Annotated in this window: 13 protein-coding genes; 7 read left to right on the forward strand and 6 right to left on the reverse strand. The window is 58.1% G+C overall.

Features of this window, described 5'->3' with window-relative positions; genetic code table 11:
- Position 1 precedes the first annotated feature (1 nt).
- The gene (locus AC2FIP_RS05880) at positions 2–484 is read right to left on the reverse strand and encodes a DUF4365 domain-containing protein (RefSeq protein WP_281994878.1); all 483 of its coding nucleotides are present in this window, start codon (positions 482–484) and stop codon (positions 2–4) included.
- Positions 481–2,007, reverse strand: coding sequence for an AMP-binding protein (locus AC2FIP_RS05885; protein WP_496785515.1), 1,527 nt, complete (start codon positions 2,005–2,007; stop codon positions 481–483). The genes AC2FIP_RS05880 and AC2FIP_RS05885 overlap by 4 nt, the downstream gene beginning before the upstream one ends.
- 136 nt (positions 2,008–2,143) lie before the next feature.
- Between AC2FIP_RS05885 and AC2FIP_RS05890 the strand changes: the two genes are divergently transcribed.
- Positions 2,144–2,749: an OmpW/AlkL family protein gene (locus tag AC2FIP_RS05890; protein WP_142635181.1), complete on the forward strand. Its 606-nt coding sequence runs from the start codon at positions 2,144–2,146 to the stop codon at positions 2,747–2,749.
- A gap of 53 nt (positions 2,750–2,802) precedes the next feature.
- Here AC2FIP_RS05890 and AC2FIP_RS05895 read toward each other — a convergent pair whose 3' ends face one another.
- A complete protein-coding gene (locus tag AC2FIP_RS05895) occupies positions 2,803–3,966 on the reverse strand; it encodes an isovaleryl-CoA dehydrogenase (RefSeq protein WP_496785516.1) in 1,164 nt (387 codons plus the stop codon).
- 176 nt (positions 3,967–4,142) lie between these two features.
- Between AC2FIP_RS05895 and AC2FIP_RS05900 the strand changes: the two genes are divergently transcribed.
- Positions 4,143–5,213, forward strand: coding sequence for a Hint domain-containing protein (locus AC2FIP_RS05900; protein WP_496785518.1), 1,071 nt, complete (start codon positions 4,143–4,145; stop codon positions 5,211–5,213).
- On the opposite strand, the gene AC2FIP_RS05905 is transcribed toward AC2FIP_RS05900, so the two are convergent.
- Together AC2FIP_RS05905 and AC2FIP_RS05910 are read right to left on the reverse strand one after the other, a co-directional pair.
- Complete coding sequence (locus AC2FIP_RS05905) at positions 5,214–6,404, reverse strand: DegT/DnrJ/EryC1/StrS family aminotransferase (protein WP_496706480.1); 1,191 nt, start codon at positions 6,402–6,404, stop codon at positions 5,214–5,216.
- Between the two features lie 40 nt (positions 6,405–6,444).
- Positions 6,445–7,116, reverse strand: coding sequence for an HAD-IA family hydrolase (locus AC2FIP_RS05910; RefSeq protein ID WP_142634920.1), 672 nt, complete (start codon positions 7,114–7,116; stop codon positions 6,445–6,447).
- Positions 7,117–7,250: 134 nt separating this feature from the next.
- Here AC2FIP_RS05910 and glmU point away from each other — a divergent pair, with 134 nt between their 5' ends.
- The 4 genes from glmU to AC2FIP_RS05930 are packed head-to-tail and all read left to right on the forward strand — an operon-like array spanning position 7,251 to position 11,662.
- The gene (gene glmU, locus AC2FIP_RS05915; RefSeq protein ID WP_496785520.1) at positions 7,251–8,603 is read left to right on the forward strand and encodes a bifunctional UDP-N-acetylglucosamine diphosphorylase/glucosamine-1-phosphate N-acetyltransferase GlmU; all 1,353 of its coding nucleotides are present in this window, start codon (positions 7,251–7,253) and stop codon (positions 8,601–8,603) included.
- Between the two features lie 3 nt (positions 8,604–8,606).
- A complete protein-coding gene (gene glmS / locus AC2FIP_RS05920; RefSeq protein ID WP_496785521.1) occupies positions 8,607–10,427 on the forward strand; it encodes a glutamine--fructose-6-phosphate transaminase (isomerizing) in 1,821 nt (606 codons plus the stop codon).
- A gap of 3 nt (positions 10,428–10,430) precedes the next feature.
- Entirely contained in the window at positions 10,431–10,976 is a 546-nt protein-coding gene (locus AC2FIP_RS05925; RefSeq protein WP_496785522.1) for a pyridoxamine 5'-phosphate oxidase family protein, read from the forward strand.
- Positions 10,973–11,662: a DNA alkylation repair protein gene (locus AC2FIP_RS05930; protein WP_496785524.1), complete on the forward strand. Its 690-nt coding sequence runs from the start codon at positions 10,973–10,975 to the stop codon at positions 11,660–11,662. Before AC2FIP_RS05925 ends, AC2FIP_RS05930 begins: the two co-directional genes overlap by 4 nt.
- On the opposite strand, the gene AC2FIP_RS05935 is transcribed toward AC2FIP_RS05930, so the two are convergent.
- Entirely contained in the window at positions 11,650–12,066 is a 417-nt protein-coding gene (locus AC2FIP_RS05935) for a hypothetical protein (protein ID WP_496785525.1), read from the reverse strand. The genes AC2FIP_RS05930 and AC2FIP_RS05935 overlap by 13 nt on opposite strands.
- 90 nt (positions 12,067–12,156) lie before the next feature.
- On the opposite strand from AC2FIP_RS05935, the gene moaA reads away from it, so the two are divergent.
- Complete coding sequence (gene moaA, locus AC2FIP_RS05940) at positions 12,157–13,164, forward strand: GTP 3',8-cyclase MoaA (protein ID WP_142634932.1); 1,008 nt, start codon at positions 12,157–12,159, stop codon at positions 13,162–13,164.

Genomic DNA, 13,164 nt, shown 5'->3' on the forward strand with positions numbered 1-13,164 from the left:
CTTATTCCCCTAGCGCCTGTCTCAATCGCGAAAAGTCGGGTTGGCCCTGCATTGAAATGCGCCATGTATCAAACCTTGGGTTCGGATATTCTTGATTTCTGACTTTCGAGCGCCCATTCATCCAAATACTCCGATGTCCTGCATTTTTTCCAGAGGAAGTGGTCACGCAGTTCTTTATGAAATCCGCTGACGACATTAGCCACATTTCGTCGAGACGTTCTGAATAGAACAAAAAGTAATAACCATCTCGTTCCTTCGGATGAGACTGCCCGACGCCGAACAAAGCGGAAGAACCAAATTTCACCTGACCCGAACGTGCTTTGATTTGCAGGTCGATCTTTTGTCCTGCTCTGCCTCGGATGATCGCGTCAATGCCATCATCATCGACAAGCGGTACAAATACATCGAAGCCATCTTTTAGCAGCAGCCCGATAACCCAATATTCGATGCGCTTTCCAAATGACGCGGAGTTTCTGAAACTCATCTTCTGACCTCCAACGCCGCCCGCGCCTTCAATTCCTTCCGGATCACTTTCCCCGTCACAGTCATCGGCAGTTCCTCCAGAAACGCCACCTCGCGAGGATAGGAATACTGCGCCAGACGGTCTTTGACCCAATCCTGCAACTCTCGCTCCGCAACCGTGGCTCCCGGTTTCAACACCACATACGCCTTCACGATCTCGGTCCGCAACGGATCGGGCTTGCCGACCACACCAACTGTCGCCACCGCCGGGTGGGTCAGTAGGCAATCCTCGATCTCGGCGGGGCCGATGCGATACCCGGCGGAAGTGATCACATCGTCATCGCGGCCAACAAAGCGTAAGTACTCACCCTCCCACACGCCGCGATCTCCGGTGATCAGCCAATCGCCGCGGAACTTCTCGGCCGTGGCCTCAGGCCGGTTCCAGTATTCCAGCAGCATCGAGGCCGAGCCTCGGCGGATGGCCACGTCGCCCTCTTGATCTGTGGGCTGGCCATCCTGGTCGATCACTGCAACTTCATGCCCCGGAACCGGTTTACCGATGCAACCCGGGCGCACGGGAAAATCCTGAGCGCAGGAAGACACCACCATGTTGCATTCGGTCTGGCCGTAGAATTCGTTGATCGTCAGGCCGAACGCCTGCTTCCCCCATTCCAACATCTCGGCACCCAGCGGCTCCCCTCCGGAAGCGACCGAGCGCAGACCGGGGATCGCCTGATCCGTGGCCTTGAGCATCCGCAATGCGGTAGGCGGAAAGAACACGTTCCGTACCCCGCCACGTGCGATCACATCCGCACAGGCCTCGGGGGTGAATTTCTCGAGCCGGGCCGCGACCACCGGAATGCCCAGCGCCAGCCCTGGCATCAACACATCGAACAACCCGCCAATCCATGCCCAGTCGGCGGGCGTCCACAGAAAGTCACCTTCGCGCAGATGGTTGTGGCTGATCGAGACCCCCGGCAAATGGCCGGTCAAAACCCGATGCCCATGCAGCGCGCCTTTGGGGCTGCCCGTGGTGCCGGAAGTATAGATCAGAACTGCCGGATCCTCGGGGCCGGTATCCGCAAAGGGCACCGGATCATCAGACGGAGCTATCTGATCGACCCGAACCGGTACGGCCAAATCCCCCAGCAGCGCAGCACCCTCTGCGTCTGTCAACACCAGTTGCGCCCCTGCATCCGCGACACGCGAGGCCAGCGCGTCATGTTTGAACAATTTAAACAAAGGCACCGAAATCGCGCCGATCTTCCAGATCGCAAGATGCGCAGCCGCGCAGCCGGGTGACTGGCTGAGCAGTACTCCAACGCGATCCCCAGGCCGCACCCGATCGAGCAAGGCGAGTGCGATGTCATCGGCCAAGCGTCCGAGTTGTGCAAACGTGACGACCTTGCCCTCACCCCCGGTCAGGTCGATGATCGCCGTCTGCTCTGGGGGCTGTTCCAAGCATTGCCGCGCCATGTTCAACCGGTCCGGCAGATCCCAGCCCCCACCCTGATGCAAACCAGGTATGCCTTCAGCGGGACACATTACCGAAACCCTTTGTTTTTCTATGTCTTTTCTGAATCGAGCCACCAAAGACGGTCACGGGAATTTGATGCAGATCAGAGTCGGCGGGCTCTGCTTCATGCAAAACCCGGTCATCAACAAATCCAAAGGCCGTAAAATGACCAAGAAACTCGCCGCTTTGACTCTTTCGACCGCGCTCGTCGCGTTTGCTGCGCCCGTTTTCGCCCAAAATCAGGGCGACTGGACCGTTGGTGTCGGTGTCGGCTATCTCGACCCGAAATCCGACAATGGGTCCCTCGCCGGGCTGGATGCAGATGTCGATTCCGACACACGCCCGATCTTTACTGCCGAGTATTTCGTTCGGGATAATCTGGGTATCGAGCTGCTGGCCGCCACACCGTTCAGCCATGAGGTCACTCTGGGTGGCAGCCTCGACGCAGGGACCGTCAAACACCTGCCGCCCACACTGTCGCTGAACTATCACTTCCCGACCAACTCGGTCTGGAAACCCTATGTCGGCGCGGGCATCAACTATACCATCTTCTTCGACGAAAAATCGGCTCTGGGTGATCTCGAACTCGACAACTCGGTCGGCCTCGCACTGCAGGCCGGTCTGGACTATATGGTCACCGAAAAAGGCGCCGTGCGTCTGAACGTTCGCTGGTTCGATATCGACTCGGATGTCACACTGAACGGTGCCGATATCGGCACCGCTGAAATCGATCCTTGGCTGGTCGGCGTATCCTACGTTCACCGCTTCTGATCCTTTACACAGAACGCCCTGCCGTTACCTCGTCGGCAGGGCGTTTTTTTTGCTCAGAGCATTTCGTTCATTAATTCCCGTCCGATCAGCATCCGGCGGATTTCGCTAGTGCCGGCGCCGATTTCCATCAGCTTGGCGTCGCGGAAAATGCGGCTGACCGGCGAATCCGACAGGAACCCCGCGCCGCCCATAGCCTGGACTGCCTGATGGGCCTGCGTCATGGCCTGTTCCGAAGCATACAGACAGCACGCTGCCGCATCTTGCCGGGTCACATCCCCACGGTCACAGGCCTTGGCGACCTCGTAGACATAAGCCCGGGCAGAATTCGTGGCCGTGTACATGTCAGCAATCTTGCCTTGCATCAGCTGAAAGCTGCCAATCGGTTTGCCGAACTGCTTGCGCTCGGCCAAATACGGCATGACTTCGTCCAGACAGGCGGCCATGATTCCGGTTCCGATCCCGGCGAGCACAACGCGTTCGTAGTCCAGCCCTGACATCAGAACCGCGACACCCTTACCCTCTTCGCCCAGAACATTTTCAAAGGGCACCTCGACGTCATCAAAAATCAATTCCGCCGTGTTTGATCCGCGCATGCCCAGCTTGTCGAAATGGGGCGACGTGGAAAAGCCCGTCATCTCTTTTTCGACCAGAAAGGCGGTGATCCCTTTGGATCCAGCATCAGGATCCGTCTTGGCGTAAACGACCAGAGTATCCGCGTCCGGCCCGTTCGTGATCCAGTACTTGCTTCCGTTCAGCCGGTAGTGGTCGTTGCGCTTTTCCGCCTTCAGCTTCATCGAAACGACGTCTGATCCGGCGGACGCCTCAGACATGGCCAGCGCGCCCACATGTTCGCCGGAAATCAACCGAGGCAGATATTTCGCCTTTTGCTCTGCGCTGCCGTTCAGCTTGATCTGATTGACGCACAGGTTTGAATGCGCCCCGTATGACAATGAGATTGAGGCAGAGGCCCGGGCCACTTCTTCGACCGCGACGGTATGGGCCAGATAGGACATGGCCGCGCCACCATATTCCTCGGACACTGTAATTCCCAGCAGGCCCAATTCGCCCATCTCGCGCCAAAGCTCATTGGGAAACGCGTTCGAGGCATCGACCTTCGCGGCCATCGGCTTCACCCGCTCTTGCGCCCAGCGATGCACCATTTCACGCAGTGCGTTCACATCTTCACCCAGATCGAATTGCATGGCCGCCGTGAACATCGAACTCTCCCAGTAAATGAACGATTGTTCAAATAATCTGCCATGACCATGAACCCGGGTCAAGCGCTGACCGAAAAAGGTTCACCCGCGAGCCGATCCGGAGCGTCACAAATTCACCATACTCGACGATTAGATCGCCAAAGCCGTTAAGGTTTTTTGCTTCAAGGATTCTGCGAATGGCCCCAACCAACGTCATCGTAAATGGTACTTTTAATAGCGGTTCCGCAAATTGGTCTGGTACGGATATCGAAGCTGACCACACTGAGGGTGCCTATCTTGGGAATGGTTCATCGAATCGTGTGGCCGAAATGGATGGCAACGCAAGCCAAGTCACGGTGATGGAGCAAACCTTTACGCTGGATGACCCCAAATCCGGCGAGCTTAGCCTGGATTCCGCACTTAGGACGGCATCTAACTCAAATGCAGGCAGCGAAGGATTTACCGTCGAGATTCTGGACAGCAACGGCGTCGTTATCGCCTCGATGACTGTCCTGCCGACTGCGAACAGCTTTTCCACATTCACCATGCAGGTCGATTTCCCTTCCGCCGGTGACTATACCCTGCGCCTTACCGAACTTGGCCTTAATGATAGCCTTGGCGCCATTGTCGATAACATCGAGTTACTGGTGTGTTTTTGTCAGGGCACCCTGATCGAGACGGAATTCGGGGAACGTCCCGTTGAAACCTTGCGTGAAGGTGATCTTGTGCTGACCCGATCGGGGCTGAAACCTGTCAGATGGATCGGACAGCGGCATCTTTCGGCAACCGATCTGGCAATCAATCCAAACCTGAATCCGGTTCGAATCAAGAAATCCGCATTGGGGGACGGTTTGCCGAAACAGGATCTTCTGGTTTCCCGGCAGCACAGAATGCAAATCTCGTCGGCGGTGGCGCAGCGCATGTTCGGATCGCCGGATGTGCTGGTCGCGGCCATCAAGCTGTCGGAATTGCCGGGAATCGAGATAGACAACAGCCTTGATCAGGTTGTGTATTACCACCTGCTGTTCGACAACCACGAAATCGTTTTTGCAAATGGCGCCCCGAGCGAAAGCCTGTTGCTGACCGACACGTCGCTGGCATCCGTTACGGCACAGGCCCGCGAAGAAATCCAAATGATCTTTCCGAATCTGCTGGAAGCCAAGAATACGGTGCCGTCTTATCCGATCCCTGAAAATCGGCTGCAAAAAAGACTGGTCGAGCGGCTGCGGAAGAACCAAAAATCCCCGCTCGAGTCACAGGTAATGTGATCAGGACTGGAACACCGCGCCGACTTCGGAGCGAATGATCCGTGCGATCAACCGGCAATCATCCAGTGAAAAAGTCAATGGCACTCGCATATCCATGATCCCGGTCAAAATGCGGTCACTCGCAGGCAGAGGCGCGCTTTCCACATATCGCCAACTGTCATAGCGCGAGGTAAATCCGGTGGGCTCTGCTCCGCCGAACCATTTCAGATCCACACCACGCGCCGCGCAGCGCTGCATCACAAGAGCAATCCGTTCGGGTGACCAGTCCAGCAGCAAGAACTGAATAGACGAGCCCACATAAGTTTCCGCCTCGGGCCGTTCGACAATGGTAAGTCCCGGCGTGCCGCGCAGCCCTTTTTCGATCTCGACATAGCGCTCATTCCACCGGTCAATCTGTTGTTCCAGATTGCGAAGCTGCGGCCTAAGGATCGCTGCCCTCAAATTGTCCATGCGCCCTGAGACGTTGGGCGTGGTGTACTTGATCCGCTCGAACACCTCTGGGCCCGGCGCTGCAAGGTGGCGCTCATACAGCATGTAGGATCCTGAAAGGACCGTCGCCTTGGCAGCCAGTTCCTCGTCATCGGTGATCAACAACCCGCCTTCACCGGAATTTATGTGCTTGTAGGTCTGGCAGGAATAACACCCGATAACGCCCTGCCGTCCGGATTTTTGCCCGCACCATGCGGCGCCCATCGTGTGCGCGCAATCTTCGATCACAGCCACACCGGCGGCATCGCAGATTTGCATCAACCGATCCATGTCGCACAGATGCCCGCGCATATGGCTGAGCATCAGCACATCAGACTGATCCAGTTTGCTTTCGAGATCATCCAGATCAATCGTCAGCGCTTCGGTCACACCGACAAATACCGGCTTGGCTCCGATCGAGGCAATCGCCCCCGGCACCGGCGCCAGGGTGAAAGCGTTGGTCAGAACCGTATCTCCGGGCTGCACCCCTATCGCGCGCAATGCTGTCGCCAGTGCATAGCCGCCCGAGGAGACCGCCAGACAATATTTTGCGCCGGTCTGCGCGGCAAATTCCTGTTCTAACAGGGCGGTCTCGGCCAGTTCGCCGGGCGACACGTTATATCTGTGCAGCCGGCCATGACGCAAAACGGCCAGAGCCGCCTCGATCGCCTCATCCGGGATTGGTTCCTGCTGGGTGAAATTGCCAGTAAACTTCTCAGTCATCTTTTCGCTCTTGCGGCCGCGATGGGCCGGGGTCAAGGGGTCAGGCTGCAGCTCCGACCAAATCAAAAACAAGTTTCGGCAGGTCATCAAAATGATGCAACAGCGCTTCGGGTTTCAGCGCAGCCATGTCGTCGCCAGATGGCCCGAATGTTACAAGCACCGAAGGTACACCTGCAGCACGCGCCGTATTCCGGTCGGTGTCGGAATCCCCGATCAGAACGCACAGATCCGGGTGTCCGCCGGCCCGGCGGGCAGCTTCACGCAGGGGCTCCGGATCGGGTTTGCGAACCGGCAAAGTATCCGCACCGACGAGTGAGCCGAACCGGTCGCGCACACCCATTTGGGTCAGCAACTGATGTGCCAGAGCCTCGGGTTTATTAGTGCAGATACCAACGCCATAGCCGGCCTCTTTCAACTTTCCAACCGCGTCCAGCGCGCCTGGATAAAACCGGGTATGGGTGTCAATCGCCTCCGAGTACGCTTCTAAAAGCATCGGGTAATAAGCGTGAACAGCCTGCTCGTCATAGGCTCCGACCCGCTTCAAACCGTGGGTCAGCATCATCCGCCCACCACGCAAAGCGATGCCAGCATCCTGCCCGTGGACCAGCACATCGCCGTGCCCCATATCGCGAAAACAATGGTTTGCGGCCTCCAGCAAATCCCCGGAAGTATCCGCCAGTGTCCCGTCCAGATCAAAGATGACTGTTCGCATTACGCCTCCTGCCTCGGCGGGTTTTCGCCACGTCTTGTTGCAAACGGCAATCTAGTTTGATGGCTGAACCGCTTGCGACTTTACCCTCAGCGGATAAAACGGACTGCAACAAAACACAAAGAGAAAACGATTTCATGAGTATCGCCCTTGTCATCCTTGCTGCCGGTAAAGGCACCAGGATGAATTCGGATATCCCGAAAGTCCTGCACCCGATTGCTCAGGCGCCTATGCTGGTCCATGCCATGCGCGCTGGTGCTGTTCTGTCGCCCGAGCGGACCGTCATTGTCACCGGGCACGGGTCCGAAGCCGTTGCCAAAGCAACCCTGGCCGAGGACGAGACCGCACAAATCGCCATTCAGGCCGAACAGCTGGGCACCGCCCATGCTGTCGCACAGGCGCGCGAAGCGCTGCAGGGTTTCAACGGCGACGTGGTTGTTCTGTACGGGGACACGCCCTTTTTGCAACCCGATACGTTGGAACGTATGATCGAAGCGCGGACCAAGAACGATCTGGTTATTCTGGGTTTTGAGGCCGCAGATCCTGCACGCTATGGCCGGTTGGTCATGAACGGACAGGCCCTTGAACGCATCGTCGAATACAAAGACGCCTCGGATAAAGAGCGCGATATAACGCTTTGTAACTCTGGTCTTTTGGCCTGTGACGCTGAATTGCTGTTTTCGCTGATCGACAGCGTGGGAAATGACAATGCCGCCGGTGAATATTACCTGCCGGATGTCGTGGCAATCGCCCGATCCCGTGGCCTGAATGTCACCGCAGTCGCCTGTGACGAGGCACAGACGCTGGGTGTGAACTCACGCGTTGACCTGGCCGCTGCGGATGCGGTTTTTCAGGCCCGTGCCCGCGCCGAACTGCTGGATTTGGGGGTCACGCTGATGGCGCCGGAAACCGTCTATCTGGCCGCTGATACCGTCATTGGCCGCGATACGGTGATCGAACCCAACGTGGTCTTTGGCCCCGGTGTCACGGTGGAAAGCGGTGCAACGATCCGCGCGTTTTCGCATCTTGAGGGCTGCCATGTCAGCCGCGGCGCCATCGTCGGCCCCTATGCCCGCCTGCGCCCCGGCGCTGAGCTGGCAGAAAACACCCGCGTCGGAAATTTTGTTGAAATCAAGAATGCTGAGATCGCCGAAGGCGCCAAGGTCAACCATCTCAGCTATATCGGGGACGCAACGGTTGGGGCGGCGACAAATATCGGCGCGGGCACGATCACCTGCAACTATGATGGCGTGATGAAGCACCAAACGACCATCGGCCAGAACGTCTTTGTCGGATCGAACACCATGTTGGTGGCACCTGTCACCATTGGTGACGGCGCGATGACGGCCACCGGAACCGTGGTGACGCGCGATGTGGAAGCGGATGCTTTGGCCGTTGCGCGCGCCAAGCAGGACAACAAGCCCGGTTATGCGCGTAAATTGTTTGACATGTTGACGGCGAAGAAGGCTCGTCGCGACAAAGGAGCCTGACAGATGTGTGGGATTGTAGGCGTATTGGGCAAGCACGAAGCTGCCCCTATCCTGGTCGAGGCCCTAAAACGGCTGGAATACAGGGGGTATGACAGTGCAGGCATTGCTACGGTCAATGGCGGATCCCTGGGTCGGCGTCGGGCTGTAGGCAAGCTGGTAAACCTCAGCGACCTGCTGGTGCATGACCCGCTTCCGGGTAAATCCGGTATCGGCCATACCCGCTGGGCCACCCATGGCGCGCCGACAGTTTCGAATGCGCATCCCCACCGGGCCGGGCCGGTTGCCGTTGTTCACAATGGCATCGTTGAAAACTATCGGGAGCTGCGGACAGAGCTGGCGGAACACGGGATCGGGTTCGAAACCGAAACCGATACGGAAACCGTCGCCCTGATGGCTGAACATTACCTCAAATCAGGGCTGCCCCCGGTTGAGGCCGCCTATAATACCATCGACCGCCTGGTCGGCGCATTTGCCCTGGCCTTTCTGTTTGACGGCGAAGATGACCTGATCGTAGCCGCGCGCAAAGGCTCGCCACTGGCAATCGGGCACGGGGACGGAGAGATGTTTGTCGGCTCGGACGCGATCGCGCTAGCGCCGCTGACGGATCGCATCACCTATCTGGAAGAAGGTGACCGTGCGGTTCTGACCCGCACATCGCTGGAAATCCGCAACGAAGCAGGTGAGCTTGCCAATCGCGAAACCCGCAAGATCAAAGTGGATCACAGCCGCGCCGACAAGGCCGGGCACAAGCATTTCATGGCCAAGGAAATCGCGGAACAGCCGATTGTGGTTGCCGAGGCGATCCGGTCCTACCTGCCCTCTGCCGGTGATCAGGTCGTTCTGCCGGGAGATCTGGATTTTACCAAGCTGGACCGTCTGACGATGGTCGCTTGCGGGACTGCTTTCTACGCCTGTTTGACCGCCAAATACTGGTTCGAGCAACTTGCCAGAATACCGGTCGAAGTCGATATCGCCAGCGAATTTCGCTATCGTGAACCTCCGATCCCGGAACGCACTATGGCGCTGTTTGTCAGCCAATCGGGTGAAACCGCCGACACGCTGGCCGCCCTGCGGTATTGCGACGGCAAAGCGGACAAGGTCGTTTCAGTCGTCAATGTTCCAGAAAGCTCGATCGCACGTGAAAGTGACATCGCCCTGCCGATCCATGCCGGGGTCGAGATCGGCGTCGCCTCGACCAAAGCCTTCACCTGTCAGCTGAGCGTGTTGCTGATGCTGGCGCTCAAGGCTGCCGCGGACCGTGGCACGTTGAACGACGAGGAACTTGCCGATCACGCCGCCGCGTTGCGCGGGCTGCCTTCGGTGCTGAACACCGCGTTGGATCAGAACCGGGCCATCAGGAAATCCGCCCAGCGCTTGTCCGAGGCGCGCGATGTTCTGTTTCTGGGACGCGGCCTGATGTACCCGCTGGCGATGGAAGGGGCGCTGAAACTCAAGGAAATCAGCTATATCCATGCCGAGGGTTATGCTTCGGGTGAGCTAAAGCACGGCCCCATTGCCCTGATCGACAAACACATGCCCGTGGTGGTTCTGGCCCCGCGCGACACGGTGTTCGACAAAACCGTGTCGAATATGCAAGAGGTCATGGCACGCAAGGGTAAAGTCATCCTGGTGTCCGATGATGACGGCATCGCCGAGGCCGAAGACGGGGTCTGGAGCACGATCCGCATGCCGCATGTGCACCCCAGCCTTGCACCGATCCTCTATTCGGTGCCCGCTCAGTTGCTGGCCTATCATACGGCAGTGGCCAAGGGTACGGATGTGGACCAGCCGCGCAATCTGGCGAAATCCGTAACGGTGGAGTGACACATGTCCAAGAAATTTCCGGCGCTGGATGACGCCCATCGCAAGTTTATCGAGGATCAGCATCTGTTCTTCGTCGGCACCGCCGGACTTGAAGGACGGGTCAATATCTCTCCCAAAGGGATGGACTCGCTGCGGGTACTGGGGCCCAATCGGATTATCTGGATGAACCTGACCGGCAGTGGCAACGAAACCGCCGGGCATTTGCTGGAGGTCAATCGCATGACCCTCATGTGGTGTTCCTTCACCACACGCCCGCTGATCCTGCGGACCTATGGCACCGCGCGTACATTGCATGCCGGGGACGAGGGCTGGGACGCGTTGGCCGGGCTGTTTCCCGACCACCGCAGCGCCCGCCAGATCTATGACCTTGCGATTGACATGGTTCAGACCTCTTGCGGATATGCCGTACCGTTCATGGAATACCAGTCCGAACGGGACACGATGCAGAAATGGGTCGACGGTAAGTCCGATGACGATATCCGCGATTATTGGGTTGAGCGGAACCATCAGACGATCGACGGCAAGCCAACACGCGCTGCGGACCAATGACGCCCGTCACCTATCTTGACCAGATCCGGGCCCATGCCGACCCCGAGCGCGCCGTGCAGATGGCGGCTTATCACAAGGTCGAACGCCTCTATCTGGGCGTTGCAAATCCGGTTCTGAACGACCTGAGCAAACTATGGCGACAGGAACTGGACGTTGCTGCGCGGGTGGATCTGGCTGACGCCCTCTGGCAGACCGATATCCACGAGGGCCGTCTGGCCGCAGCCAAGTTGCTGACCCAAGCCCGTATCCGCCCCGATGAGGCAGCTTGGGCCTTGCTGCAAAGCTGGTTGCCGGATTTCGACGCCTGGGCGGTGGCAGATCACGCCTGTATGGCGATGCAGAAACGCTTGTCTGCGGACCCGGCGCGGTTGGATCAGGTCGAAAGCTGGACAGCGTCAGACCATATGTGGACACGGCGCGCCGCGCTGGTCGCCACCCTGCCCTGGACCAAGCAGAACCACCCCAAGCCAGAAGACCTGAACCGGCGCGACCGTATTCTTGGCTGGGCAGCGGGTTATGTGTCTGACCGTGACTGGTTCATCCAGAAAGCAATCGCATGGTGGCTGCGCGAGCTGTCGAAACATGACGCGGACCGAGTGGTTAACTTTCTGCGCGACCATAGTGCGGCCATGAAGCCCTTTGCCCGGCGTGAAGCTGGCAAATATCTGAAAGGTCAGTTGGAATAAACTTCCAGCTCGACAAGTTCGTCATAAGGCAAAAGCAGCGCCCGCATCGCATCCAGCGACAGCCTGCTGCCGCCGCTTTCGGGCCCACGGGCCGGGACCAGCGTGATATAGGCCTGTGCCCCTGTTCTTGGCACAACAACACGTCCTGTGAACTCTGTCTCGACCAAAGGCGTTTCCATCCAGCGTCCCGGCGTTGTCGGATCACCCAAGCTGGCAATGGTGGTCTTGGCGCCAACCCAACCAGCGGCGGTTGCGGGGACCGGAACGGATTCGGTGACGTCAGCTTCCGCGGCGACCACTGATTCAGCCGCAGGTTTGTCGCGACCGAAAACCCGATCAGTTGTCGAGCGGACAGTGTCACAGCCTGCAACAAGGATACAAATGGTCAGCAGAGCGTATTTCATGGCCTGAACTTAGCCCCCCTCACAGGACTGTGCCAGCACAAAGCACAGTTCAGGCTTGTCGCAGGCCAGTCGCCGCTTTACGTATGACGCATGACAGCTCCGCTTATCGACCCGTTCGCACGTGCAATCACCTATCTCCGCGTCTCCGTTACGGATCGCTGTGATTTTCGCTGTGTTTACTGCATGTCCGAAGACATGAAGTTCCTGCCGAAAAAGGACCTGCTGACGCTGGAAGAGCTGGACCGTATGTGCACGACCTTCGTGAAGATGGGCGTGGAAAAGCTGCGCATTACGGGGGGTGAGCCGCTGGTCCGCCGAAACATCATGTCATTCTTCAATGCCATGACCCGGCATCTGGACAGCGGCGCGTTGAAAGAGCTGACGCTGACAACCAATGGCTCGCAACTGCACCGCTTTGCTGACGATCTCTATGCGGCGGGCGTGCGCCGGGTGAATGTGTCGCTGGACACGTTGGATGATGAGAAATTCAGCCAGATCACCCGTTGGGGCCGGTTGAAACAGGTTCTGAACGGAATTGACACGGCCCAAAAGGCTGGCCTGCGGGTCAAGATCAACGCCGTGGCCCTGAAAGGCTTCAACGAGGCCGAGCTTCCAACAATCACCCAATGGTGCGCTGAGCGCGACATGGATCTGACCTGGATCGAGGTGATGCCGATGGGCGATATCGGTAACGAGAACCGACTGGATCAGTACTGGTCGCTCAAGGATGTCCGCAAGGAATATGAAAGCCACTATACCGTCTCCGATCTGGCAGAACGCACCGGTGGCCCGGCGCGATATGCGCGGCTTGAAGAAACGGGCCAGAAGATCGGCTTTATCACACCGCTGTCGCATAATTTCTGCGAAAGCTGCAATCGCGTCCGCCTGACCTGTACGGGTGAATTGTACATGTGTCTGGGCCAAGAAGACATGGCCGATCTACGTGCCCCCCTGCGAGATCATCTCGATACCGAGGCGCCGCTGGAACAGGCCATCCGCGCGGCGATAAATCTTAAGCCCAAAGGCCACGACTTCGACTATTCCCGCCAGGCGGTCGACGGCAAGATGAGCCGCCATATGAGCCATACGGGCGGCTGA

The sequence above is a fragment of the Ruegeria sp. CDSB114 genome, assembly GCF_059611025.1.

Bases quoted from the DNA above. Each gene is read 5' to 3' on its own strand.
- AC2FIP_RS05930 (WP_496785524.1), top strand. From the start codon at position 10,973: ATGACGCCCGTCACCTATCTTGACCAGATCCGGGCCCATGCCGACCCC.
- AC2FIP_RS05925 (WP_496785522.1), top strand. From the start codon at position 10,431: ATGTCCAAGAAATTTCCGGCGCTGGATGACGCCCATCGCAAGTTTATC.
- AC2FIP_RS05890 (WP_142635181.1), top strand. From the start codon at position 2,144: ATGACCAAGAAACTCGCCGCTTTGACTCTTTCGACCGCGCTCGTCGCG.
- AC2FIP_RS05895 (WP_496785516.1), bottom strand. From the start codon at position 3,966: ATGTTCACGGCGGCCATGCAATTCGATCTGGGTGAAGATGTGAACGCA.
- AC2FIP_RS05880 (WP_281994878.1), bottom strand. From the start codon at position 484: ATGAGTTTCAGAAACTCCGCGTCATTTGGAAAGCGCATCGAATATTGG.
- AC2FIP_RS05905 (WP_496706480.1), bottom strand. From the start codon at position 6,404: ATGACTGAGAAGTTTACTGGCAATTTCACCCAGCAGGAACCAATCCCG.
- AC2FIP_RS05900 (WP_496785518.1), top strand. From the start codon at position 4,143: ATGGCCCCAACCAACGTCATCGTAAATGGTACTTTTAATAGCGGTTCC.
- glmS (WP_496785521.1), top strand. From the start codon at position 8,607: ATGTGTGGGATTGTAGGCGTATTGGGCAAGCACGAAGCTGCCCCTATC.
- AC2FIP_RS05885 (WP_496785515.1), bottom strand. From the start codon at position 2,007: ATGTGTCCCGCTGAAGGCATACCTGGTTTGCATCAGGGTGGGGGCTGG.
- AC2FIP_RS05910 (WP_142634920.1), bottom strand. From the start codon at position 7,116: ATGCGAACAGTCATCTTTGATCTGGACGGGACACTGGCGGATACTTCC.
- moaA (WP_142634932.1), top strand. From the start codon at position 12,157: ATGACAGCTCCGCTTATCGACCCGTTCGCACGTGCAATCACCTATCTC.
- AC2FIP_RS05935 (WP_496785525.1), bottom strand. From the start codon at position 12,066: ATGAAATACGCTCTGCTGACCATTTGTATCCTTGTTGCAGGCTGTGAC.
- glmU (WP_496785520.1), top strand. From the start codon at position 7,251: ATGAGTATCGCCCTTGTCATCCTTGCTGCCGGTAAAGGCACCAGGATG.